Annotated in this window: 18 protein-coding genes; 10 read left to right on the forward strand and 8 right to left on the reverse strand. The window is 75.7% G+C overall.

The window, feature by feature from the left end:
* Positions 1 to 28 precede the first annotated feature (28 nt).
* Positions 29 to 2,569, reverse strand: coding sequence for an ATP-dependent Clp protease ATP-binding subunit (locus ACI78U_RS05040; RefSeq protein ID WP_456874202.1), 2,541 nt, complete (start codon positions 2,567 to 2,569; stop codon positions 29 to 31).
* A 210-nt stretch (positions 2,570 to 2,779) separates the two neighbouring features.
* Here ACI78U_RS05040 and ACI78U_RS05045 point away from each other — a divergent pair, with 210 nt between their 5' ends.
* Together ACI78U_RS05045 and ACI78U_RS05050 are read left to right on the forward strand one after the other, a co-directional pair.
* Positions 2,780 to 3,709, forward strand: coding sequence for a COX15/CtaA family protein (locus ACI78U_RS05045; protein WP_456874203.1), 930 nt, complete (start codon positions 2,780 to 2,782; stop codon positions 3,707 to 3,709).
* A gap of 202 nt (positions 3,710 to 3,911) precedes the next feature.
* Positions 3,912 to 4,085, forward strand: coding sequence for a hypothetical protein (locus ACI78U_RS05050; protein ID WP_456874204.1), 174 nt, complete (start codon positions 3,912 to 3,914; stop codon positions 4,083 to 4,085).
* A gap of 109 nt (positions 4,086 to 4,194) precedes the next feature.
* Here ACI78U_RS05050 and ACI78U_RS05055 read toward each other — a convergent pair whose 3' ends face one another.
* Positions 4,195 to 5,109 (reverse strand): heme o synthase, encoded by a 915-nt coding sequence (locus ACI78U_RS05055; protein WP_456874205.1) that lies wholly within the window; start codon positions 5,107 to 5,109, stop codon positions 4,195 to 4,197.
* A gap of 329 nt (positions 5,110 to 5,438) precedes the next feature.
* On the opposite strand from ACI78U_RS05055, the gene tkt reads away from it, so the two are divergent.
* Genes tkt through ACI78U_RS05095 form a run of 8 tightly spaced genes read left to right on the forward strand, consistent with a single transcriptional unit; the run spans position 5,439 to position 17,974 of the window.
* The gene (tkt, locus tag ACI78U_RS05060; RefSeq protein ID WP_456874206.1) at positions 5,439 to 7,673 is read left to right on the forward strand and encodes a transketolase; all 2,235 of its coding nucleotides are present in this window, start codon (positions 5,439 to 5,441) and stop codon (positions 7,671 to 7,673) included.
* A gap of 32 nt (positions 7,674 to 7,705) precedes the next feature.
* The gene (tal, locus tag ACI78U_RS05065; RefSeq protein WP_456874207.1) at positions 7,706 to 8,809 is read left to right on the forward strand and encodes a transaldolase; all 1,104 of its coding nucleotides are present in this window, start codon (positions 7,706 to 7,708) and stop codon (positions 8,807 to 8,809) included.
* Entirely contained in the window at positions 8,806 to 10,413 is a 1,608-nt protein-coding gene (locus ACI78U_RS05070) for a glucose-6-phosphate isomerase (protein ID WP_456874208.1), read from the forward strand. The genes tal and ACI78U_RS05070 overlap by 4 nt, the downstream gene beginning before the upstream one ends.
* A 51-nt stretch (positions 10,414 to 10,464) precedes the next feature.
* Positions 10,465 to 11,982: a glucose-6-phosphate dehydrogenase gene (gene zwf / locus ACI78U_RS05075; RefSeq protein WP_456874209.1), complete on the forward strand. Its 1,518-nt coding sequence runs from the start codon at positions 10,465 to 10,467 to the stop codon at positions 11,980 to 11,982.
* 40 nt (positions 11,983 to 12,022) lie between these two features.
* Entirely contained in the window at positions 12,023 to 13,177 is a 1,155-nt protein-coding gene (locus tag ACI78U_RS05080; protein ID WP_456874210.1) for a glucose-6-phosphate dehydrogenase assembly protein OpcA, read from the forward strand.
* Positions 13,174 to 13,995, forward strand: a complete 822-nt coding sequence (gene pgl / locus ACI78U_RS05085; RefSeq protein WP_456874211.1) for a 6-phosphogluconolactonase — start codon at positions 13,174 to 13,176, stop codon at positions 13,993 to 13,995. Before ACI78U_RS05080 ends, pgl begins: the two co-directional genes overlap by 4 nt.
* Before the next feature lie 23 nt (positions 13,996 to 14,018).
* Complete coding sequence (locus ACI78U_RS05090) at positions 14,019 to 17,114, forward strand: BTAD domain-containing putative transcriptional regulator (RefSeq protein ID WP_456874212.1); 3,096 nt, start codon at positions 14,019 to 14,021, stop codon at positions 17,112 to 17,114.
* Complete coding sequence (locus ACI78U_RS05095) at positions 17,111 to 17,974, forward strand: PIG-L deacetylase family protein (RefSeq protein WP_456874213.1); 864 nt, start codon at positions 17,111 to 17,113, stop codon at positions 17,972 to 17,974. The genes ACI78U_RS05090 and ACI78U_RS05095 overlap by 4 nt, the downstream gene beginning before the upstream one ends.
* 69 nt (positions 17,975 to 18,043) lie before the next feature.
* Here the strand turns inward: ACI78U_RS05095 and ACI78U_RS05100 are convergent, their stop codons facing one another.
* The 6 genes from ACI78U_RS05100 to gap all read right to left on the reverse strand — a co-directional run bounded on the left by ACI78U_RS05100 (position 18,044) and on the right by gap (position 23,638).
* On the reverse strand, positions 18,044 to 18,412 hold the full coding sequence (locus tag ACI78U_RS05100) for an RNA polymerase-binding protein RbpA (protein ID WP_456874214.1): 369 nt from the start codon (positions 18,410 to 18,412) through the stop codon (positions 18,044 to 18,046).
* A gap of 88 nt (positions 18,413 to 18,500) precedes the next feature.
* A complete protein-coding gene (secG, locus tag ACI78U_RS05105) occupies positions 18,501 to 18,734 on the reverse strand; it encodes a preprotein translocase subunit SecG (protein WP_456874215.1) in 234 nt (77 codons plus the stop codon).
* Positions 18,735 to 18,769: 35 nt separating this feature from the next.
* Positions 18,770 to 20,578, reverse strand: coding sequence for an ABC transporter substrate-binding protein (locus tag ACI78U_RS05110; protein ID WP_456874216.1), 1,809 nt, complete (start codon positions 20,576 to 20,578; stop codon positions 18,770 to 18,772).
* A 35-nt stretch (positions 20,579 to 20,613) separates the two neighbouring features.
* Complete coding sequence (gene tpiA, locus ACI78U_RS05115; RefSeq protein WP_456874217.1) at positions 20,614 to 21,426, reverse strand: triose-phosphate isomerase; 813 nt, start codon at positions 21,424 to 21,426, stop codon at positions 20,614 to 20,616.
* A 10-nt stretch (positions 21,427 to 21,436) separates the two neighbouring features.
* Positions 21,437 to 22,630, reverse strand: coding sequence for a phosphoglycerate kinase (locus ACI78U_RS05120; RefSeq protein ID WP_456874218.1), 1,194 nt, complete (start codon positions 22,628 to 22,630; stop codon positions 21,437 to 21,439).
* 3 nt (positions 22,631 to 22,633) lie between these two features.
* Entirely contained in the window at positions 22,634 to 23,638 is a 1,005-nt protein-coding gene (gene gap, locus ACI78U_RS05125; RefSeq protein WP_456874219.1) for a type I glyceraldehyde-3-phosphate dehydrogenase, read from the reverse strand.
* Positions 23,639 to 23,663: the final 25 nt, after the last annotated feature.

The raw sequence follows: 23,663 nt of genomic DNA on the forward strand, positions 1-23,663 counted from the left end.
CGCGCTGGTCAGGGCCTGGTGAGCCGGGTCACGCCTGGGCGGCGGCCGCCGGCTCGGCGTCCTCGACGGACAGGTCGAGCGCGCCGTCCCGGACACCGACGACCACGTGCCGGCCGGGGCCGACCCGCCCGTCGAGCAGCAGCCGCGCCAGCGGGTTGTCGACCTCCCGCTGGATCGCCCGGCGCAGCGGACGGGCGCCGAACTGCGGCTCGAATCCGCGCTCGGCGATCCAGGCGACCGCCTCGTCGGTGAAGGTCACCGCGATGCCCTGCGCCGCCAGCCGTCGGCGGGTCTCGTCGAGCAGCAGCCGGGTGATCTGCTGCAGCTGGTCGCTCTCCAGCTGCTGGAAGACCACGATCTCGTCGATCCGGTTGAGGAACTCCGGCCGGAACGACTCGCGCAGCCGCCGCATCAGCCGGTCGCGCAGCCCGGCGTCGGCGGCCGCGGCGTCCCCGGTGCCGAAGCCGAGCGGGGCGTTGCGGCCCTGGATCAGCTCGGAGCCGAGGTTGCTGGTCATGATCAGCACGGTGTTCCTGAAGTCGACCGTGCGGCCCTGCGAGTCGGTGAGCCGGCCGTCGTCGAGCACCTGCAGCAGGGTGTTGAAGACGTCGGGGTGGGCCTTCTCGATCTCGTCGAGCAGCACCACCGAGTAGGGGCGGCGGCGCACCGCCTCGGTGAGCTGGCCGGCGTCCTCGTAGCCGACGTAGCCGGGCGGGGAGCCGACCAGCCGGCTGACGGTGTGCCGCTCCTGGAACTCGCTCATGTCCAGCCGGATCATGCGGTCCTCGTCGCCGAACAGCGCCGTGGCCAGCGCCCGCGCCAGCTCGGTCTTGCCGACGCCGGTCGGGCCGAGGAACAGGAACGACCCGATCGGCCGGTCGGGGTCGCCCAGCCCCACGCGGGAGCGGCGGACGGCCTCGGCCACCACGCGGACGGCGTCGTCCTGGCCGACCACCCGCCCGTGCAGGTGCTCCTCGAGCTGCAGCAGCCGCGCCATCTCCTCCTGCGTCAGCTGGGCCACCGGGATGCCGGTCTGCCGCGACACCACCTCGGCGACGTCCTCGACGCCGACCTCGGGGACGCCGGACTGGCCACCACCGCTGCGGGCCTCCTCCAGGCGCGCCTGCGCCTGGGCCAGCTGGTCGCGCAGCTCGACGGCGCGCTCGTACTGCTCCGCGGCGACCGCCTGGTCCTTCTCCCGCTGCAGCCGGTCGACCTCCTGCTCCAGGCCGCGCAGGTCGGTCGGCGGGGTCTTCACCCGCCGGCGCACCCGGGCACCGGCCTGGTCGATGAGGTCGATGGCCTTGTCGGGCAGGTGCCGGTCTGTGACGTAGCGGTCGGAGAGCTCCACGGCGGCCCGGACGGCGTCGTCGGTGAAGCGCACCTGGTGGTGGGCCTCGTAGCGGTCGCGCAGGCCGCAGAGGATCTGCACGGTGTCCTCGACGCTGGGCTCGGTCACCAGGATCGGCTGGAACCGGCGCTCCAGCGCCGCGTCCTTCTCGATGTTCCGCCGGTACTCGTCGAGCGTCGTCGCGCCGATGATGTGCAGCTCGCCGCGGGCCAGGGCCGGCTTGAGCATGTTGCCCGCACCGCCGGAGCCCTCCGAGGCGCCCGCGCCGACGACGGTGTGCAGCTCGTCGATGAACACGATCACCTCGTCGGAGTGCTCGCGGATCTCGTCCATGACCTTCTTGAGCCGCTCCTCGAAGTCGCCCCGGTAGCGGGTGCCCGCCACCAGGCCGGTGAGGTCGAGCTCGACCAGCCGGCGACCGCGCAACGTCTCCGGGACGTCGCCCTCGACGATCTGGGCGGCGATGCCCTCGACGATCGCGGTCTTGCCGACGCCGGCCTCGCCGATGAGCACCGGGTTGTTCTTCCGGCGCCGCGAGAGGACCTCGACGGTCTGCTCGATCTCGGACTCGCGGCCGATCACCGGGTCGATCTGCCCGTTGCGGGCCATCTCGGTGAGGTCGCGGCCGAACTCGTCGAGCGTCGGGGTGGTCGACTGCTGCCCCTGCCCGGGGCCGCCGGGACGCCCGCCGCCGGGCTGCGGGGCACCCGTCGCGGCCTGCTGGAGGGCCTCCGGGGTGACGCCGCGCTCGCGCAGCACCCGGCCGCCCGGGGAGTCGGGGTTGACGGCGAGGGCGAACAGCAGGTGCTCGGGGCCGATGTAGGTGCTGCCCAGGGCGCGCGACACCCGGTGGGCGTCGAGCAGGGCGCGCTTGGCGGCCGGCGTCAGGGACGGCGCCTCGTCCCGCGGCTCGCCGCGCAGCGGCTGGCCGTCGAGCTCACTGCGCAGCCGGTCGGGGTCGGCGCCGGTGCGGGAGAGGAAGGCGCGGGTGGTCTCGTCACCGGTCATCGCCCACAGCAGGTGCTCGGTGTCGAGGTCGGCGCTGCCGGTGGCCACCGCCTGGTGGGCCGCGGCGTTGACCAGCTCGCGCGCCCGCTGGCTGAGGAACTGGGTGATGTCGACACGCTGGCGCGGGACGCCCTGCCCGCCGCCGAGGTAGCGGGCGAAGAAGTCGTCGAAGGGGCTCCCGTAGGGGCCGGGGAAGAAGGGGGTGGTCATGCCTCACGTCCAGAGGGTCGGGTCGGTCGGGAAGTGCTCGCCGGAGGTCTCCCGTCGGGGAGCCCGTACCCGGGATGGGGCACCGTCACCGGGCGCGGCGCGGCGGCCGCTGCCGAGGGGGTGCAGCGCCCGGCCGGGCCCCGCTGCTTCCCCGCTGTGATCTGCCCTGAGCGAACCGGGACGGCGCCCGCGCGCGGCTAGCATCGGGCCGTGCGGGTCCCCTCTGCCCTCGTCCCCCGGATCGCGCTGGCCAACCTGGTGGCCAACGGCGCGATCGTCGTCACCGGCGGCGCGGTCCGGCTCACCGGCTCGGGGCTGGGCTGCCCCACCTGGCCGCGCTGCACCGACGAGAGCTTCGTGGCCACCCCGGAGCTGGCCGGGCACGGCGCGATCGAGTTCGGCAACCGGCTGCTCACCTTCGTGCTCGCCGCGGTCGCGATCGCCACCGTCGTCGCCGTCTTCCGCTCCGGCCGCCGCGACCTGCGCACGCTCGCCGTGGTGGCGTTCCTGGGCATCCCCGCGCAGGCGCTGCTCGGCGGGGTGACCGTGCTGACCGGCCTGAACCCGTGGACGGTGGCCGCGCACTTCCTGCTGTCGTCGGTGCTGGTCGCGGTGTCCACGGTGCTGTGGCTGCGGTCGCGGGAACCCGGGGTCGGCCAGCCGCTGGTCCGCCGTCCCATCGCGCTGCTGGTCGGCGGGATCTCCGCGGTGACCGCCGCGGTGCTGGTGCTGGGCACGATCGTCACCGGCAGCGGCCCGCACAGCGGCGACCTCGACGACACCGGCGCCCCCTCGGGCGGGCGGATGGGCTTCGACCCCGAGACGGTCAGCCAGCTGCACGCCGACGCCGTCTTCCTGCTCGTCGGCCTGACCGTCGCGCTGCTGGTGGCGCTGCACGCCATGGACTCCCCCGGCCGGGTGCGCCGGGCCGCGCGCGACCTGCTGGTCGTGCAGCTGTTGCAGGGCGTGGTCGGCTTCGTGCAGTACTTCACCCACCTGCCGGTGCTGCTGGTGCTGCTGCACATGCTCGGCGCGGTGCTGGTGACCGTGTACACCGCGCGGCTGGCGTGGTCGGTCCGCGGCCCGGCGAGCGAGCAGCCCCTCGACGCCGCCGCCGTCCCCACCGCCGCCGTCCGCTGAGCCGGCCAGTGGCCCCCTCCCCCGCCCGCCGCTCCCGTCGCACCGCGCCCGCCCCACCCCGTGGTGCCCGACCTCGCGCTGCAGGGTGAGGACGGGCACCGCGGTCCGAGGTGGGCCGCCAGGCCGCCGCTCGCTGAGCCGCCGACGCCGGGCTGACCTCGGTCGCGCTCGCGGACGCACGCCGGCTGCCGTTCGCCGACGGGTGCGCCGACCACCGCCTGGCTGCACCGGCCCGACGAGCTCGCCGAGGAGGTCGGCCGGCTGCTCGACGACGACGGGACCCGCGCGCGTGCTGGAGGCGCTGCGGCGCACCGAGCGCGAGCCGTTCCTGCTCGGCGCGAGCGCCCCCCTGCTCGTCGCCGGGTATCGCGCCTGAGCGCGCGAGACCGCCGCGTGTCCGACTGACGCGGTCTCACCGCCGCCGAGGCAGCATCAGGTCGACACCGGGCGGGCCAGGTCGGGGCGCGGTACCTGGAGTGCGGGACCTAGACGAGGACGTCGACGGCGATCGCGATCGACAGCAGCGTCATGTGCGTGATCGACACCGAGAACAGCCGCATCGGCCGGTCCGGGACCGCGGCCAGGATGCGGCCGAGCCACTGGTGGGACTCGGCGACGTACCAGGCGCCGAGGAGTCCGCCGCCGATGGCGAACGCCCAGCCCAGGACGGGGCTCAGCGACCCCATGAGCAGGGTCGCCCCCAGCGTGGCCCACGCCCACACGACCGACTGCCGGCCCACGCTCGCCGGCCCGGCGACGACCGACAGCATCGGGACCCCGGCCCGGGCGTAGTCCTCGCGGTATCGGCTGGCCAGCGCCCAGAAGTGCGGCATCTGCCAGCAGAACACGACGGCGAAGAAGGCCAGCGCCGGCCAGTCGAGCGAGCCGGTCACCGCCGCCCAGCCGATGAGCACCGGCGCGGCCCCGGGGAACGCCCCGAAGACCGTGTTGTGCCGGGTCCGGCGCTTGAGCACCATCGTGTAGACGACGGAGTAGGCCAGGATCGCCACCGCGGCCAGCGCCGTGGCCAGCGGCGTCGTCTCGAACCACAGGATCGCCAGCGACGCCGTGGCCAGGACCGCCCCGAAGACCAGCGCCGCCCGCGGGGACACCACCCCGGCCGGGATGGGCCGGTTGCGGGTGCGCGACATCAGCCGGTCGATGTCCCGGTCGTACCAGCAGTTGACGACGTTGGCCGCCCCCGCGGCGAACATCCCGCCGACCAGCGTGGCGCCCACGAGCCGCCAGGAGGGCCACCCGCCGGCCGCCATCATCATCGCCGGCAGGGTCGTCACCAGCAGCAGCTCGACGAGCTTCGGCTTGGTCAGCGCGACGTAGGCGCCCACCACGGCGGGCAGGCGGCGGGCGGAGACGACCGGGCGCTCGGAGAGCGCCGTCACCTGACGACCTCTCCCGCGCGCACCCACGGGCGCCAGGGCACCACCGGGCACGAGGACAGCACGGGGGTCCCTTCGAACCGGGGGATGAACGCTGCCCACTGTATCCCTCGGGCACCCCGCCGGCGGCTCGGGATGACTAGGGTCTGATCACGTTGACGCCGCGCGGACAGCGGGTACGGCCATCGCCGACGACGGAGCGTCCCGGGCCAGCGATGACCCGGGAGGCACCGGGCCCCACCGCACTCACCGCCCGCGTCGCCCGTCCGGGAGCACGGGACACCGTGCCCGGACGGCCCAGGACCGGCCGACCTCGAGGAGCACCGTCCGACATGACCAGCGACACCACGAGCTCGGGCACCAGGAGCACCGGGTCCGAGGCCCCGGCCGAGGCCGCCACCGACGCGCCGACCGGCGACCCCCGCCAGCCGCGCCCGACGCTGCCGGACGGCTTCGGCGACCTCGACCGCCGCGTGATCGACACCGCCCGGGTGCTGGCCATGGACGCCGTCCAGAAGGTCGGCAACGGCCACCCGGGCACCGCGATGAGCATGGCGCCCACCGCCTACCTGCTGTTCCACAAGTGGCTCCGGCACGACCCCAGCGACCCGAACTGGGTCGCCCGCGACCGCTTCGTGCTGTCCATGGGGCACTCGAGCCTGACGCTGTACGTGCAGCTGTACCTGTCCGGCTACGGCCTCGAGCTCGACGACCTGAGGGCGCTGCGCACCTGGGGCTCGAAGACCCCCGGCCACCCGGAGGTCAACCACACCCCGGGCGTGGAGACGACGACCGGCCCGCTCGGCCAGGGCGTCGGCAACGCCGTCGGCATGGCCATGGCCGCCCGCCGCGAGCGGGGCCTGCTCGACCCCGACGCCCCCGAGGGCGAGAGCCTCTTCGACCACACCATCTGGGTCTTCGCCTCCGACGGCGACCTGGAGGAGGGCGTGAGCGGCGAGGCGTCGTCGCTGGCCGGCACCCAGAAGCTGGGCAACCTGGTGCTCGTCTACGACGACAACCGCATCTCCATCGAGGACGACACGACCGTCGCCTTCACCGAGGACGTCGGCAAGCGCTACGAGGCCTACGGCTGGCACGTGCAGCGCGTCGACGACGGCGAGGACCTCGCCGCGGTCGACGCCGCCTTCGCCGCCGCCAAGGCCGAGACCGGCCGCCCGTCGATCATCGTGCTGCGGACGGTCATCGCCTGGCCGGCGCCCAACAAGCAGAACACCGGCGCCGCGCACGGCTCGGCGCTCGGCGACGACGAGGTGCGCGCCACCAAGGAGGTCCTCGGCTTCGACCCGGAGCAGACCTTCCAGGTCGACGACGAGGTGCTCGCCCACGCCCGCTCGGTGGTCGACACCGGCAAGCAGGCGCACGCCGAGTGGCAGGAGCGCTTCGACGCCTGGGCGCAGGAGCAGCCCGAGCGCGCCGCGCTGCTGGCCCGGATGGGCGAGCGCCGGCTGCCCGAGGGCTGGGCCGAGGGCCTGCCCACCTTCGACGCCGACCCCAAGGGCGTGGCCACCCGCAAGGCCTCGGGCAAGGTGCTCTCCTCCCTCTACCCGGTGCTGCCCGAGCTGTGGGGCGGGTCGGCCGACCTCGCCGAGAGCAACAACACCGCCGTCGAGGGCGAGCCCTCGTTCCTGCCGTCGGACCGCCAGACGAAGATGTGGAGCGGCGGCCCCTACGGCCGCACCCTGCACTTCGGCGTCCGTGAGCACGCCATGGGCTCGATCATGAACGGCATCGCGCTGCACGGCGGCACCCGCGTCTACGGCGGCACCTTCCTCACCTTCTCCGACTACATGCGCGGCGCGGTCCGCCTGGCCGCGCTCATGCAGCTGCCGGTCATCTACGTGTGGACGCACGACTCGATCGGCCTGGGCGAGGACGGCCCGACCCACCAGCCGATCGAGCACTTCGCCGCGCTGCGGGCGATCCCCGGCCTCGACGTCGTCCGCCCGGCCGACGCCAACGAGGTCGCCGTCGCGTGGCGGACCATCCTCGAGCACAACGACCGCCCGGCCGGCCTGCTGCTGTCCCGGCAGAACCTGCCGGTGTTCGACCGCTCGGCGATGGCGTCCGCCGAGGGCGTCGCCCGCGGTGCCTACGTGCTGGCCGACGCCTCGGACGGGCAGCCCGAGGTGATCCTGCTGGGCACCGGGTCGGAGGTGCAGATCGCCGTCGCCGCCCGCGAGCGGCTCGAGGCCGACGGCGTCCCCACCCGCGTGGTGTCGGTGCCGTGCGTCGAGTGGTTCGCCGACCAGGACCAGGCCTACAAGGACGAGGTGCTCCCGCCGAGCGTCCGCGCCCGGGTCAGCGTCGAGGCCGGCGTCCCCATGGGCTGGCGCGAGTTCGTCGGCGACGCCGGCCGGATCGTGGGCCTGACCCACTACGGCGCCAGCGCCGCCTACTCGGTGCTCTACGAGGAGTTCGGTCTCACCGACGAGGCCGTCGTCACCGCCGCCCGCGAGTCGATCGAGGCCGCCGCGTCGGGCACCGCCGTCCCGGCCGGCCCGGTCGCGGCCACCGGCGGCCTCCCCCACCCCACCGGCGACCGCTGAGGCCCGGCCCCGTCCGAACGGAAGGCACAGTCATGGCACAGAACGAGAAGCTGGCGCAGCTGTCGGAGGCGGGGGTCGCCGTCTGGCTCGACGACCTCTCGCGCGACCGCATCCGCAGCGGCAACCTGCAGTCGCTGGTCGACGAGTACTCGGTCGTCGGCGTCACCACCAACCCGACGATCTTCGCCGCGGCGATCAGCGGGTCGGACTCCTACGACGACCAGGTGCACGCCCTCGCCGTGCGGAAGGTGAGCGTCGAGGAGGCGTTGCGCACGATCACCGCCGCCGACGTCCGGGACGCCTGCGACCTGCTCGCGCCGGTCGCGGAGCGGCAGCCCGGCGACGGGCGCGTGTCGCTGGAGGTGGCGCCGGGCCTGGCCCGCGACACCGACGCGACGGCGGCCGAGGCGGCGCACCTGTGGTGGCTGGTCGACCGGCCGAACCTGTTCATCAAGATCCCCGCCACCGAGGAGGGGCTGGCGGCGATCACCACCTCGATCGCCCGCGGCATCAGTGTCAACGTCACCCTCATCTTCAGCCTCGAGCGGTACCGGGCCGTCATGGACGCCTACCTGGCCGGGCTGGAGCAGCGGCTGGCCGAGGACCCCGACGCCGACCTGACCGGGATCGCGTCGGTGGCCTCGTTCTTCGTGTCCCGCGTGGACACCGAGATCGACAAGCGGCTGGAGAAGGTCGGCGCCGACCAGCTCAAGGGCAAGGCGGCGCTGGCCAACGCGCAGCTGGCGTACCAGGCCTACGAGGAGGTCTTCTCCTCCGACCGCTGGAAGGCGCTGGAGGCCAAGGGCGCCCGGCCGCAGCGGCCGCTGTGGGCCTCGACCGGCGTGAAGAACCCCGAGTACTCCGACACCCTCTACGTCAGCGAGCTCATCGCCCCCGGCACGGTCAACACGATGCCGGAGAAGACGCTCAAGGCCTACGCCGACCACGGCGAGCCGGGCACCCCGGTGCAGCAGAGCTACGAGGACGCGGCGGCCACCATGAAGGCCATCGCCGACGCCGGGGTCGACCTCGACGACGTCTTCCGCGTGCTCGAGGACGAGGGCGTGCAGAAGTTCGTCGACTCGTGGGACGAGCTCACCGAGTCGGTCCGCAGCGAGCTCGAGGACAAGGCATGACCCTGCAGTTCAGCTGCAGCGGGCTCGACGTCCCCGAGAACGTCCGGACGCAACTGGCCGACGACGACGTCGCCGCGCGGCTGGTGGCCAAGGACGCCACGCTGTGGGGTCCGGAGGCCGAGAGCGAGGCCGCCATCCGGCTGGGCTGGCTGGACCTGCCGGCGTCCTCCCGGGAGCTGCTGCCGCGGCTGGCCGCGCTGCGGTCGGAGCTGGCCGCCGAGGGCCTCGACCGGGTGGTGCTGGCCGGCATGGGCGGGTCCTCGCTCGCGCCCGAGGTGATCTGCCGGACCGCGGGCGCACCGCTGGTGGTGCTCGACACCACCGACCCGGGGCAGGTGGCCGCCGCCATGGCCGACCTCGGGCGCACCGTCGTGGTGGTCAGCTCCAAGTCCGGCGGCACGATCGAGACCGACAGCCACCGCCGGGCCTTCCTCGCCGCCTTCGCCGAGGCGGGCCTGGACGAGGAGCAGGCCGGGCGCCGGTTCGTCGTCGTCACCGACCCAGGCTCGCCGCTGGCCGAGACCGCGGCGGCGATGGGCGCCCGCGCGGTCTTCCTCGCCGACCCGAACGTCGGCGGCCGCTACAGCGCGCTGTCGGCGTTCGGACTGGTGCCGGCCGCGCTGGCCGGGGTCGACGTCGGGTCCCTGCTCGACGAGGCCGCCGACCTCGCCGAGCACCTCGCCGAGCCGGGCAACCCGGCGCTGGAGCTCGGCGTCGCGCTCGGGGCCGGCTTCCGCACCGGCCGGGACAAGGTGGCGCTGGCCGACGGCGGCACCGGCGGCGGCCGCATCGAGGGCTTCGGCGACTGGGCCGAGCAGCTGGTCGCCGAGTCCACCGGCAAGGAGGGCCGCGGGCTGCTGCCCGTCGTCCTGGAGTCGGCCGACGCCCCGGGATCGGCGGCGCCCGACGCGCTGCTGGCCGTCGTCGGCGGGAGCCCGGTCGAGGGCCGGCCCTCGGTCGGGGTCACCGGCCCGCTGGGCGCCCAGTTCCTCGGCTGGGAGTACGCGACCGCGGTCGCCGGGCGGGTGCTGGGGATCAACCCCTTCGACCAGCCCAACGTCACGGAGTCGAAGGAGAACACCGCCCGCATCCTCGACGCCGGCCTGCCCGACGAGCAGCCGGCCGTGACGATCGGCGCGGTCGAGGTGTACGGCTCGGGCGGGGTGCTCGACGGCGTCGACGTGTCGCAGCACGACGGCCTGCGGCTGGTCCTCGACTCGCTGCTGGCCTCGGTGCCGCCGCGCGGCTACCTCGCCGTCATGGCCTACCTCGACCGGGAGGCCGACGCCCGCGCCGGGGAGCTGCGCGCGGCGCTGGCCCGGCGCACCGAGCACGCGGTCACCTTCGGCTGGGGTCCGCGGTTCCTGCACTCGACCGGCCAGTACCACAAGGGCGGACCCCAGGTCGGCGCGTTCCTGCAGGTCACCGGCGCGGTCGCCGAGGACCTGCCGGTGCCCGACCGGCCGTTCTCCTTCGGCACGCTGCAGGCCGCCCAGGCCGCCGGTGACCGGCAGGCGCTGGCCGACCGGCAGCGGCCGCTGCTGCACCTGCACCTGACCGACCGCGCCGCCGGGATCGACCAGGTCCTCGGTGCCCTCGGCTGACCGCCGGGGTAGCACCGGGGTCGTCGCACCGAGGAGCCCAGAGGAGGACTCGTGATCCCCAACCCGCTGCGCGACCCGCGGGACCGGCGGCTGCCGCGCGTCCCCGAGCCCTGCGCGCTCGTCGTCTTCGGCATCACCGGCGACCTGGCGCGCAAGAAGCTGCTCCCCGCGGTCTACGACCTGGCCAACCGGGGGCTGCTGCCGACCAACTTCGCGCTGCTGGGCTTCGCGCGACGCGACTGGGGTGACCAGGACTTCGCCGAGCTGGCCCGGGACGCCGCCCGCAACGCCGCCCGCACGCCGTGGCGGGAGGAGGTCTGGGAGCGGCTGGCCGCCAGCGTCCGGTTCGTGCAGGGGTCCTTCGACGACGACAACGCCTTCGACGAGCTGGCCAACGCGCTGAACGACCTGGAGAGCAGCCACGGCATCGGCGGCAACGCGGCGTTCTACCTGTCCATCCCGCCGGCGATGTTCCCGGTCGTGCTCAAGCAGATGCAGCGCACCCGCATGGCCGAGAGCACGCCGGACCGGTGGCGGCGGGTCGTCGTCGAGAAGCCCTTCGGCACCGACCTGGCCTCCAGTCGCGAGCTCAACGAGCTGGTCGACTCGGTGTTCAGCGCCGAGGACGTCTTCCGCATCGACCACTACCTGGGCAAGGAGACCGTCCAGAACCTGATGGCGCTGCGGTTCGCCAACACGTTGTTCGAGCCGATCTGGAACGGCCACCACGTCGACTCGGTGCAGATCACCATGGCGGAGGACGTCGGCATCGGCGGGCGGGCGCAGTTCTACGAGCGGACGGGCGCCGCCCGCGACGTGCTGCAGAACCACCTGCTGCAGCTGCTGGCGCTCACCGCGATGGAGGAGCCGGTCGAGTTCTCCGCCGACGAGATCCGCACCGAGAAGCTCAAGGTGCTGCGCGCGGTGTCGCTGCCCGAGGACCTGCGCACCTTCGCCGTCCGCGGCCAGTACCAGCAGGGCTGGCTGGCCGGCCAGCGGGCCCGCGGCTACCAGCAGGAGGAGGGCGTCGACCCGGCGTCGACGACCGAGACCTACGCCGCGGTCCGGCTGGGCGTGGAGACCCGCCGCTGGGCCGGCGTGCCGTTCTACCTGCGCGCCGGCAAGCGGCTGCCGCGCCGGGTCACCGAGATCGCGCTGGTGTTCAAGCGGGCGCCGCACCTGCCCTTCGCCGACACCGACACCGAGGAGCTGGGCAACAACCAGCTCGTCGTGCGCGTGCAGCCCGACGAGGGGGTGACGCTCAAGTTCGGGTCGAAGGTGCCCGGCAGCGTCATGGAGGTCCGGGACGTGTCCATGGACTTCCTCTACGGCGAGCAGTTCACCGAGACCAGCCCCGAGGCCTACGAGCGGCTGCTGCTCGACGTGCTGCTCGGCGACGCCACGCTGTTCCCGCGCAACGCCGAGGTCGAGGCGTCCTGGGCGGTCATCGACCCGCTCGAGGAGTTCTGGGCGGGCAGCGCGCCGGAGCCCTACCGGGCCGGCGAGTGGGGCCCGCGGGCCGCCGACGACATGCTCGCCGCCGAGGGGCGCCGGTGGCGGCGTCCGTGACCCCGCCCCGGGACAGTCGCCGTCGAGAGGAGCAGATCCCGTGACCACGCTGTGGGACACCACCGGCTCGGCCGTGGTGAAGGAACTGGCCGCCCAGCGACGGACCGGCGGCGCGGTCCTCTCCGGCGTGGCCCTGACGCTGGTCGTCGTCGCCGACGAGGGCCGGGTGACCGAGGCCGAGGACGCCGCGACCACCGCCGCCGAGCAGCACCCCTGCCGGATCCTCGTGGTGGTGCGCCGGCAGATCGACGCCCCGGTCCCGCGCCTGGACGCCGAGGTGTCCATCGGCGGGCGGCTGGGCCCCGGCGAGGCGGTCGTCATGCGGATGTACGGGCGGCTGGCCCTGCACGCCGAGTCGGTCGTGCTCCCCCTGCTGGCCGCCGACGCCCCCGTGGTCACCTGGTGGCACAGCGACCCGCCCCAGCAGCTGACCACCGACGCGCTCGCCGTCATCGCCGACCGGCGGATCACCGACAGCACCGTGGCCGCCGACCAGATGACCGCGCTGCGCACCCGGGCGCAGGACTACGCGCCCGGCGACACCGACCTGGCCTGGACCCGGTCCACCGGCTGGCGGGCGACCCTCACCTCGGCACTGGACTCCGTCTCCGGCCGCCGCGGCGACGCCGTCCGGATCCTGGGCGGGCGCGTCGAGGGCGACCCGGGTGCGGCCACCGCGCAACTGCTGGCCGGCTGGATCGAGTCGCGCTCGGGGGCCCGGCTGGAGGTCGTGCAGGCCACCCGGCACTCCGGCCCCAGCGGCATCGACTCGGTGGTCCTCGAGCTCGACCAGGACGAGGAGGTGCGCGTCCACGCCGACCGCCGCGGCGGCGCGGTGATCAGCCAGCCCTACCGGCCCGACGCCACCATGGCGCTGCCCGACCGCTCGCTGGGCGACCTGCTCGGCGAGGAACTGCGCCGGCTGGACCCCGACGAGCCCTACGCCGAGGCGCTGGAGACCACCACCGGGGTCTCGGGGCTGGCCGGCCGCGACGGGGTGCGCTCGCACGTGTGGGTCGACCCCGCCGAGCCGGACGGCGCCGGATCCGGGGCGGTCGACGCCGCGGAGGTCGCCGAGGGCAGCCCCCACGGCGCGGCGCCCACCGTCCCGCCGACCTCCGAGGGCACCGACGAGGTGGCCCTGCACGGTGAGCACGACACCCCCGACCCGACGGCGCCCGAGGCGGTCCGGTGACCCTCACCCCCGGTGACCGGATCGTCGAGGAGCTCTCGCGGCGGACCGACGGCCCGGTGCCCGACGTGATCGTCGAGCCCGACGCCGAGACGCTGGCCCGCGCGGTCGCCGCGGCACTGGTGGCCCGGCTGGCCGCCGCGCAGGCGGTGCACGGGACGGCGTCGGTCGTGCTCACCGGCGGGGGCGTGGGCACCGACGTGCTGCGGCGCGTCGCCGACCTCGCCGCCGAACCGGCCCGCGAGCGGGTGGACTGGAGCGCCGTCGACGTCTGGTGGGGCGACGAGCGGTTCGTCCCGGCCGACGACGACGAGCGCAACGAGAAGGGTGCCCGGGAGGCCCTGCTCGACCGGGTCGGCGTGCCGCTCGAGCGGGTGCACCCGATGCCGGCCTCCGACGCCGGGTTCGCCGAGCCCGAGGAGGCGGCCGAGTGGTACGCCGGGGTGCTGGCCGACGCGGCCGAGGGCGGGCCGCTGCCGCGCTTCGACGTCCTGATGCTCGGGATGGGCGGCGAGGGCCACGTGGCGTCGATCTTCCCGCACTCGCCGGCGGCGTCGGACGCGCGTCCCGTGGTGGCCGTGCGCGACTGCCCCAAGCCGCCCCCGATCCGGGTCAGCCTGGGCTTCTCCGCGATCGGCAGCGCCGAGGAGGTGTGGCTGCTGGTGGCCGGTGAGGGCAAGGCCGAGGCCGTCGCGCGGGCCCTCGGCGGCGCCGACCCGCTCGACGTGCCGGCGGCCGGCGCCTGCGGCCGCCGGGCCACCCGCTGGCTGCTCGACGCCGCGGCGGCGAGCCGGCTGCCCGGAGCGCAGGACACCGACTGACCGGCGGGACGGCGGCGGACGGGGTGCTGCGGATCGGGCTGCTCGGGCCCCTCGAGGTCCGCCGCGACGGTGTCCCCGTGCCGGTCGGCGCCCGCCTCCAACGCGCCGCCCTGGCGGTGCTCGCGCTGGAGGCCGGCCGGCTGGTCCCCGCCGACCGCCTGGCCGACCTGCTGTGGCACGGCTCGCCGCCGCCCAAGGTCACGGCGTCCCTGCACAGCACCATCGCGCTGCTGCGCCGCACCCTCGACCCCGGGCGGGCGCCCCGCTCCAGCGGCTCGGTGCTGCTCACCGCGCCACCCGGCTACCGGCTCGCCCGCGAGGCCGTCGAGATCGACGCCGACCTCTTCGAGCGGCTGCTCGGCGAGGCCCGGCACGCCGCCGGCGACGCCGCCCGGACGGTGGCCCTGCTCGACGACGCCCTGGCGCTGTGGCGCGGCCCGGCGCTGGCCGAGTTCGCCGACGAGCCCTTCGCCCGCGCCGCCGCCGACCGTTGGACCGAGTTGCGGCAGGACGCGGTCGAACAGCGGGCCGCGGCGCTGCTCGCGCTCGGCGAGACCGGTCGCGCCGTCGCCGACCTGCAGGCGCACCTGGCCGCCGCCCCGCTGCGCGAGCAGGCCCGCGCCTCACTCGCCCGGGCCCTGTATCTCGGCGGCCGCCCCGGGGAGGCGCTCGCGGTGCTCGCCGAGGGCCGCCGGCTGCTGCGCGAGGAGCTGGGTCTCGACCCCGGCCCGGCGCTGCGACGCGTCGAGGAGCGGATCCTCCGCCGGGACCCGGCGCTGCAGCCCGCGCCCGTGCGGTCCGCCCCCGCGCCGTCCCCGGCGGCGGGGCCGCCGCCGCTGCGCGGCCGGGAGGGCGAGTGCGGCCTGCTCGCCCGCGTCCTGACCGACGCCGCCGGCGGGTCGGGCGCCGTCGTGCTGCTCACCGGGGACGCCGGGATGGGCAAGACCGAGCTGCTGCGGTGGCTCACCGCGTCCGCCGGCGCGACCGGGGGCGGTGCGCACACCCGCACCTGCCGCGACGGCGTGGCCGCGCCGCCCTACTGGCCGGTGCTGCAGGTGCTGCGCGGCGCCGTCCCGGGGCTGGACGCGGCGACCCGCGCGGGGATGGCACGTGCCCTCGGCCCGCTGCGGGCGGTGGTCCCCGGCCTCGGCGAGGCACCGCAGGCCGCCGGCGGGGGCATCGACCCGGCGATGGTGCTCGTGCACCTGACCGACGCGCTGACCGGTGTCCTGGCCGCGACCGGCCCGCCGGCGGTGCTGGCGCTCGACGACCTGCACGCCGCCGACCCGGCGACCCTGCGGCTGGTCGCCGGTCTCGCCGCGGACGTCGCCGGCTCCCCCGTCGTCCTCGCCCTGACGCTGCGCAGCGGCGAGGCGGACGCGCCCGCCCTGGTCGACACGCTGGCCGCGCTCGGCCGGCTGCCGCGGCTGGTCCGCCTCGACCTCGAGCCGCTGGCCCCGGCCGCCGTGGCCGACCTGGTCCGCACCGCCGCCTCAGCCGACCTCGGTGACGACGGCGTCCGGGACGTGGTGACCCGCGCCGACGGCAACCCCTTCTTCGCCCTCGAGCTGGCCCGTGCCACCGGCGCTCCGCACGGCGGCGCGCCGACGGGACGGGGCCGCGCCGTGGGCGGGGTGCCCGCCGCGGTCCACGACGTGCTGCGCCAGCGCGTCCTCCGCCGGCCGCCTCCCGGCCCCGACCTGCTCACCGCCGCCGCCGTCGCCGGGGCGCCGCTGCCGGTCGAGGACCTCGCCGCGGTCGTCGGCGTCCCCGTCGAGGACGCACTGGACGCCCTGGAGTCGGCGGTCGCCGCGCGGCTGGCCGTGGACGGCGGGGACGGCACGTTCGCGCCGGGCCACGCGCTGTTGGCCGAGGTCCTCCGGGCGCAGCTGTCCAGCGCCCGCACCGCCCGGCTGCACCGTGCGATCGGCGAGCGGCTGGCCGCGCGGGCCGGTGCGGACCCGGAGCAGGCCGCGCGCGTCGCCGGCCACCTGTTCGCCGCCCGCGCGCTCGACGGCGGGGCCGCCGCCGTGCCGTGGCTGGAGCGCGCCACCGACCACGCGGTCCGCGTCTCGGCGCTCGACCAGCTCCGGGAGCTGGGCGGGCAGCTGCTGACGGCGGCCGCCGCCCTGCCGGCCGGTCCCGAGCGCCGCCGGCGGGAGCTGCGCGCGCTCGGCCGCACCGCCTACGCCGACGCGTGGGCGGCCGGCTACGACAGCCCGACCATCCGCGAGTACGGCCGGCTGGTGACCGCCTGGGAGGTGCCCGACCCGCCGCACCCCGACGACGTCGAGCTGCTGTGGGTGGCCACACTGTTCCAGTGCCAGGTCGGCCGCCTCGACGACGCCGACCGCACCGTCGCCCGGATGGCCGCGCTCGCCGGGCACCTGGGCGACCCGACGGCCGGCTACCTGACCGAGGACATCACCGCCGTCGTACGGTGGATGCAGGCCCGCCCGGCCGAGGCGCTGAGCCACCTCGAGCGGGCCGGGGCGCACGTCGCCACGGGCCGCGTCGACCTGCGCCGCTCGCTGGCCTTCTCGCCGCCCACACGCCTCGCCGTCGTCCGCGCCCTGTGCCTGTGGCTGCTCGGCCGGCGGGACGAGTCCCGGGCCCACGCCGACGCGGCCCTGGCCGTCGCCGAGGAGGCGGGGCTGGGCGCGGCCGGCTTCGCCCGCCGCTGGGCGCTGGTGCTCGCGCTGGTGGACGGCGACGCCGACCGCGTCCGCCGGCTGGTCGCGCTTCCGCTGCGGGAGCCCGCGTGGGAGCAGTACCGCTACCCGTCGGCGGTGGTCCGCTTCGCCGAGGGCTGGCTGCTCGCGCGCCGCGAACCGCGGGCCGGTCTCGCCGTGATGCGGGAGGCGCACGCGGCGCTGGCCGGGCAGGGTCTGGCCGCCGGCCGCTCGGTCTTCCTCGGCGTGCTCGCCGCCACCGCGCTGACGGCCGGGGAGCCGGCGGTGGCCGCCGCGACCTGCGAGGCGGGCCTGGCCGTCGCCGAGCGCGGCGAGCGCTACTGGGTGCCGGAGCTGACCCGGCTGCGGGACGCCGCCCGGCAGGCGGCCGGCCTCAGAGGACGCCAAGAGGACCTCAAGTCGCTGCCCCCACCCTCGGGGCCATGACCGCTTCGACCCTGCTCCCGTCCCCGTCCGGCACCACCCGCGACCCCGTGACCGACGTCCGGCCCGGCGACCGCTGGCTGGTCGTCGTGGCCCACCCCGACGACGAGGCCTTCGGGTGCGGATCGGTCATCGCCCGCGCCGCCGCGGCCGGTGCCCGGGTGACGCTGGCCTGCGCCACGCGCGGCGAGGCCGGACAGCCGGCTCCCGGACTGCCCGACTGCGGCGACCTGGGCGCCGTGCGGGAGGCCGAGCTGTACCGCTCGGCGGCCGCGCTCGGCGTCGCCGCCGTGGAGCTGCTGGGCTACCGCGACTCGGGTTTCGACGGCGCGCCGCCCCGCGGGTCGCTCTGCGCGGCACCGCCCGACGCCGTCGCCGGGGTCCTCGCGCGGCTGGTCGCCGGCGCGCGGCCGGACGTGGTGCTGGTCCTCGACGGCACCGACGGGCACCGCGACCACCAGCGGGTCCGGACGGCCACCGCGGCCGCGGTCCGGGACGCGGCGGCGCCGGGCACCGTGCTCGTCGAGCACTGCCTGCCCAACTCACTGATGCGCCGCTGGCTCGAGGAGATGCGCACCGTGCGGCCGGACACGGCCTACCACGCGATCGACCCGGCCGACTTCGGCCGGCCCGACGCGGACGTGACGGACGTCCTCGACGTCAGCCGGTTCCTCGACCGCCGCGAGGCCGCGATGGCCGAGCACCGCTCGCAGGCCACTCCGTTCGACGGGCTCAGTCCGGACCTGCGCCGCGCGTTCCTGGCGACCGACCACCTGGCGCGGGTGCCGTGGCGGCCCCGCCGGCCGGGGACCTGGTGGGACCCGGGCCGGGCGGCCTGGGTGCCCTGCCCGGCGACGGGCTGACCGCCGGCCACCCGGCACCACGCATGCCGGGTACCGCAGCCCGGTGCGGAGCTGCGGTACCCGGGACGTTCAGGCGCCGCGGCGGGCCCGGAGCTTGGCCAGGGCCTCCTCGAGCAGGGCGTCGCCGTCGGCGTCGCTGCGCCGCTCGCGGACGTAGGCGAGGTGGGTCTTGTACGGCTCGGTGCGCGGCACCGGCGGCGGTGCCGCGGCGTCCTGGCCGGCCGGCAGGCCGCACCGGGGGCAGTCCCAGAGGTCGGGGACCTCGGCGTCGGTGGCGAAGGCCACCCGCGTCTCGTGGCCCTGGCTGCACCAGTAGCCGATCCTGTGCCGCGGTGCGGCCTCGCCGCGTTCGGCCTCTCCCATCGGACCCGCACCGACCCGGGTCCCCCGGATCGCGTTGCCACCAGCCACGAGCGCCCCCTCTGGACCGACCTGCACGGCGCGGTTCGCGTCGCGCGCGCAGTCTATGGCCTGGAGCGTGTTCTCTCGATCACGTTTTTCCGCGAGGTGCCTGGTGGGGCCTCCGTCAGACCTTCAGCAGGATGCCCAGGGCCACGATGCACACGGTCCAGACCAGCCCGGTGAAGATCGTCAGCCGGTTGAGGTTCTTCTCGACGACCGAGGAGCCGGACAGCTGCGAGGACACCGCACCGCCGAACATGGAGGACAGGCCGCCGCCCTTGCCCCGGTGCAGCAGGATCAGCACCACCAGCAGGACGCTGGTGAGACCCAGCAGCACGTTGAGGACGACCTCGACCATGGCACCAGGGTAGCCGGTGCCCGCGGCGGGTCCGCTCAGCGCACGCCCGCGGTGGCCAGGTCGTAGCCGGCGTAGGGCCGCATGACCACGCCGTTGTGCAGCCGCTGACCGGCCAGCAGCCGCACGCGGGCCTCCGCCAGCGGCACGTACGCGCCGGTGTCGAGGGCGGCGGCGGCCACGTCCCGCCAGGCCGCGGCGGCACCCTCGGGATCGGTGGCGGCGCGGGCGGCGTCCACCGCGGCCGACACGGCGGGGTCGGTGAGCCGCGCGTAGTTGGTGTTGCCGACGGCGCTGACCGAGCGGCCGTCGACCAGCGGCACGAGGAACGAGCCGGGGAGCGGGAAGTCGGCGGTCCAGGTGGCCAGCACGATGCCGAAGCCGTTGCGGGCGACGTTGTCCGGGCTGCCGACGTCGGTGGCGTAGAAGCTGGCCGCGGGCAGCGGGCGGACCTCGGCGTCGATGCCCACCTCGGCGAGCTGGGCGGCGACGACGCCGGCGACCTCGACGCTGGCCTGCGCGTCGGGCACGGCCAGCACGGTGCTGAAGCCCTCGGGCTGCCCGCACGCGGCCAGCGCGTCGCGGGCGGCGTCGGGGTCGGGCCCGGCGTCGGCACCCTCCCCCTCGGGCCCGCCGGGCAGCGTGCCCGGCCACAGCTGCCCGGTCCGCACCGCCCGGTCGGGGCCGCCGAGGACCTCCTGGACGGCGCGGCGGTCGATCGCGGCGGCGACCGCGGTGCGGCAGTTCGGATCGGTCATCGGGGCGACGTCGGTGGGCAGCGCCAGCAGCCGCAGCGCGCCGCTGGTCACGTCGTCGACCCGGTCGGGCAGGGGCACCTCTCCCCCGGTCTCGCCGGTCAGCCGCGCGCCGGTGGCCGGGTGCACGCCGGTGCCCGAGACGTCGACGTCGGCCGAGCCGGCGAGCAGCGCCTGGTCCCGCTCCAGGTTGGACAGGCCGGTGCGGACGACGACCCGGTCGGGCAGCGCCGTACGGACCTCGTCGCTGGCCGGGTCCCACGCGGGGTTGCGGTCCAGGACGATGCCGGTGGCGGCGTCGACCGTCGTGATCGCGTACGGGCCCGACGAGACCGGGTCGGCGCCGTAGCCGGCGCCGGTGTCGCCCTCCACCGGGACCGGGCTGCTCGAGGGCAGCGCCAGGACGTAGGGGAAGTCCGGCTGCGGCGAGCGGAGCCGGAAGACGATGGTGGCGTCGTCGGGCGTCTCGACGGCGGCCAGCCCGAGCTTGGCCGGGTCCTCGTCCTGGTAGGGCCCGGCATAGGGGTTCTCGGGGTCGTCGAGCAGCTCCACGACGTGGGTGGGGCCGCCCACGATGACGTCGGAGGCGAAGGACCGCTCGATGCCGTACTTGACGTCGCGCGAGGTGATCGGCCGGCCGGTCTCGAAGCCCACGCCGGGGCGGAGGGTGAACGTCCAGGTCAGACCCCCGTCGGGGGTGGTGCCGAGGTCGGTGGCGAGGTCGGGCGCGAGCTCGCCCGTGGCACCGGGCTCGGAGGAGTAGGTGACCAGCGTGCGGGCGTAGAGCCGCATCAGGTTCCACACGCCGGGCTGGTAGGAGCGCTGCGGGTCGAGGCTGTCGATCTCGCCGGTGACCACCCGCAGCGTGCCGCCGGCCTCGTGCGACGGGGCGCGCACGCCCTCGAGACCGGCGTCCGGGCCGTCGCCGAGGACCGGGACGCCGGCGTCGCCGTCCCCGCCGCCGCGGCAGCTGACCGCGACGGCGACCACCAGCGCGACGACCAGCGCGAGGCCCAGGACGCGGCCGGCGGTGCCGGACAGCAGCCCCGGCAGCCGGGTGGGCCGGGTGGGTCGCTGCAGCCTGCTGCCCACCCGTGTCCCCCCGCTCGGCCGCCGGGGCGGCGTGCTCAGCCGCCCCCGGCGGCGATCCGACAGATCTGCGCGAACTCGTCGGTGTCGAGGCTCGCGCCCCCGACGAGTGCACCGTCGACGTCCGGCCCGGCCAGGATCCCGGCCGTGTTGGCGGCCTTCACCGACCCGCCGTAGAGGATACGGACGACCTCCGCCGTGCCCGGGCCGAAACGCTCGGCGAGCCGCGACCGGAGTGCGCCGCAGACCTCCTGGGCGTTCTCCGGGGTGGCCACCTCGCCGGTGCCGATCGCCCAGACCGGCTCGTAGGCCAGCACCACGCGGGCCACCTGCTCGGCGGACAGGCCGGCCAGCGAGGCGTCGAGCTGGTCGGTGCAGTGCACCACGTGCCCGCCGGCCCGGCGGACCTCGAGCCCCTCCCCCATGCACACGATCGGCGTGAGGCCGTGCCGCAGCGCCGCCTGGGTCTTGGCGGCCACGACCGCGTCGTCCTCGGCGTGCAGCGACCGCCGCTCGGAGTGGCCGACGACGACGAAGCCGCACGCGAGCGCGGCCAGCATCGCGCCGCTGACCTCGCCGGTGTAGGCGCCCGAGTCGTGCGCCGAGAGGTCCTGCGCGCCGTAGCCGACCGGCAGCTTGTCGCCGGTGACCAGCGTCTGCACGCTGCGCAGCGCCGTGAACGGGGGCAGCACGACGACCTCGGCGGCGTCGAGCTCCTTCTCGTCCAGGCTGAAGACCAGCTTCTGCACCAGGCCGATGGCCTCCAGGTGCGTCATGTGCATCTTCCAGTTGCCCGCGATGAGCGGGCGACGGCCCTCCCGGCGGGCCGGGACCGCCGACCTGCGTGCCATCCCGCGCCCCTCAGTCCGCGAGCACCGCGAGGCCCGGGAGCTCCCGGCCCTCGAGGTACTCCAGCGACGCGCCGCCGCCGGTGCTGACGTGGCCGTAGGCGGACTCGTCGAGACCGAGCTGCCGGACGGCGGCCGCGGAGTCCCCGCCGCCGACCACCGACAGCCCGTCGACGGCGGCCACGGCCTCGGCGACCCCGCGCGTGCCGGCCTGGAACGGCGCCAGCTCGAACACGCCCATCGGGCCGTTCCAGAACACCGTGCGGGCGCCGGCCAGCTCGCGGCCGAACACCTCGACCGTGCGCGGGCCGACGTCGAGGCCCATCCGCTCCTCCGGGATCTCCTCGGCGGGGACGACCGCGGTGTCCACGTCGGCGCTGAACTCCGGCGCGACGACGACGTCGACCGGCAGCACGATGCGGTCGCCGGCCTCGGCGAGCAGCCGCCGGCAGGTGTCGACCTGGTCGGCCTCCAGCAGCGAGCGGCCGACCTCGAGCCCCTGGGCCCGCAGGAAGGTGAAGCACATCCCGCCGCCGACCAGCAGCCGGTCGACCTTGGGCAGCAGCGCCTCGATGACGGCGAGCTTGTCGCTGACCTTCGAGCCGCCGAGCACGACCACGTAGGGCCGCTCGGGGTCGGTGGTCAGCCGGGTGAGCACGTCGAGCTCGGTGGCCACCAACCGCCCGGCGACGTGCGGCAGCCGCAGCGCCACGTCGTACACCGAGGCGTGCTTGCGGTGCACCGCGCCGAACGCGTCGTCGACGAAGACGTCGGCCAGCGCGGCGAACCGGTCGGCCAGCCCGCCGCGCTCGGCGTCGTCCTTGCTGGTCTCGGCGGACTCGAAGCGCACGTTCTCCAGCAGCAGGACCTCGCCGTCGCCGAGGGCCGCCGCCCGCGTGCGGGCGTCGTCGCCGGCGACGTCGGCGGCCAGCGGCACCTCGGCGCCGAGCAGCTCGCCGAGCCGGGCGGCCACCGGGGCCAGCGAGTACTGCGGGTCGGGCGCACCCATGGGCCGGCCCAGGTGCGCGGCGACGACGACCCGGGCGCCGGCCTCCCGCAGCGCCTGCAGGGTGGGGAGGCTGGCCCGGATGCGCCCGTCGTCGGTGATGGCCCGGGTCTGCTTGTCCAGGGGGACGTTCAGGTCGGCGCGCAGGAACACGCGCCGACCCGAGACGCCCTCGGCGAGCAGGTCGTCGAGGGTCCGCATCGGCTACAGCGAGCGGCCGACGAGCTCGACGGAGTCGACCAGCCGGTTGGAGTAGCCCCACTCGTTGTCGTACCAGCCGAGCACCTTGGCCATCGGGCCGAAGGTCTTGGTCAGCTTGCTGTCGTAGATGCAGCTCGCCGGGTCGGTGACGATGTCGGAGGAGACGATCGGGGCGTCGGTGTACTTGAGGATGCCGGCGAGCGGGCCCGCGGCGGCCTCGCGGTAGGCGGCGTCGATCTCGTCGGCCGGCACCTCGCGGGTCAGCTGGACGGTGAGGTCGGTGGCCGAGCCGGTGGGCACCGGGACGCGGACGGCGTAGCCGTCGAGCTTGCCCTGCAGCTCGGGCAGGACCAGGCCGATCGCCTTGGCCGCACCAGTGCTGGTGGGCACCATGTTGAGCGCGGCCGCGCGGGCGCGGCGCAGGTCCTTGTGCGGGCCGTCCTGCAGGTTCTGGTCGGCGGTGTAGGCGTGGATCGTCGTCATCAGGCCGCGCTCGATGCCGAACGAGTCGTTGAGCACCTTGGCCAGCGGCGCGAGACAGTTGGTGGTGCAGGACGCGTTGCTGATGATCGTCTGCGAGCCGTCGTACTTCTCGTGGTTGACGCCCATGACGATGGTCAGGTCGTCGCCGGTGGCCGGCGCCGAGATGATCACCTTCTTGGCGCCGCCGGCGTCGACGTGCTTGCGGGCGTCGGGGGCCTTGGTGAAGAAGCCGGTCGACTCGACGACGACGTCGACGCCCAGGTCGCCCCAGGGCAGGGCGGCCGGGTCGCGCTCGGAGAGGACCTTCATCGTGTTGCCGGCGATCTTGATGCCCTCGCCGTCGGCGGCGACGTCCTCGGACAGCACGCCCAGGATGCTGTCGTACTTCAGGAGGTGGGCGAGGACCTCGGGGCTGGTCAGGTCGTTGACCGCCACGATCTCGATGTCCTTGCCGCTGGCCGCGGCCGCCCGCCAGAAGTTGCGGCCGATCCGGCCGAACCCGTTGATCCCCACCCGCACCGTCACTGCTGACCTCCACGGATCCGTGGCG

The organism is Geodermatophilus sp. SYSU D00710 (genome assembly GCF_054050195.1).

What these genes read in the sequence shown, in the direction of transcription:
- ACI78U_RS05040 (WP_456874202.1), bottom strand. Translation starts at nt 2,569, where the DNA reads ATGACCACCCCCTTCTTCCCCGGCCCCTACGGGAGCCCCTTCGACGAC.
- ACI78U_RS05070 (WP_456874208.1), top strand. Translation starts at nt 8,806, where the DNA reads ATGACCCTGCAGTTCAGCTGCAGCGGGCTCGACGTCCCCGAGAACGTC.
- tkt (WP_456874206.1), top strand. Translation starts at nt 5,439, where the DNA reads ATGACCAGCGACACCACGAGCTCGGGCACCAGGAGCACCGGGTCCGAG.
- tal (WP_456874207.1), top strand. Translation starts at nt 7,706, where the DNA reads ATGGCACAGAACGAGAAGCTGGCGCAGCTGTCGGAGGCGGGGGTCGCC.
- ACI78U_RS05120 (WP_456874218.1), bottom strand. Translation starts at nt 22,630, where the DNA reads ATGCGGACCCTCGACGACCTGCTCGCCGAGGGCGTCTCGGGTCGGCGC.
- tpiA (WP_456874217.1), bottom strand. Translation starts at nt 21,426, where the DNA reads ATGGCACGCAGGTCGGCGGTCCCGGCCCGCCGGGAGGGCCGTCGCCCG.
- secG (WP_456874215.1), bottom strand. Translation starts at nt 18,734, where the DNA reads ATGGTCGAGGTCGTCCTCAACGTGCTGCTGGGTCTCACCAGCGTCCTG.
- ACI78U_RS05095 (WP_456874213.1), top strand. Translation starts at nt 17,111, where the DNA reads ATGACCGCTTCGACCCTGCTCCCGTCCCCGTCCGGCACCACCCGCGAC.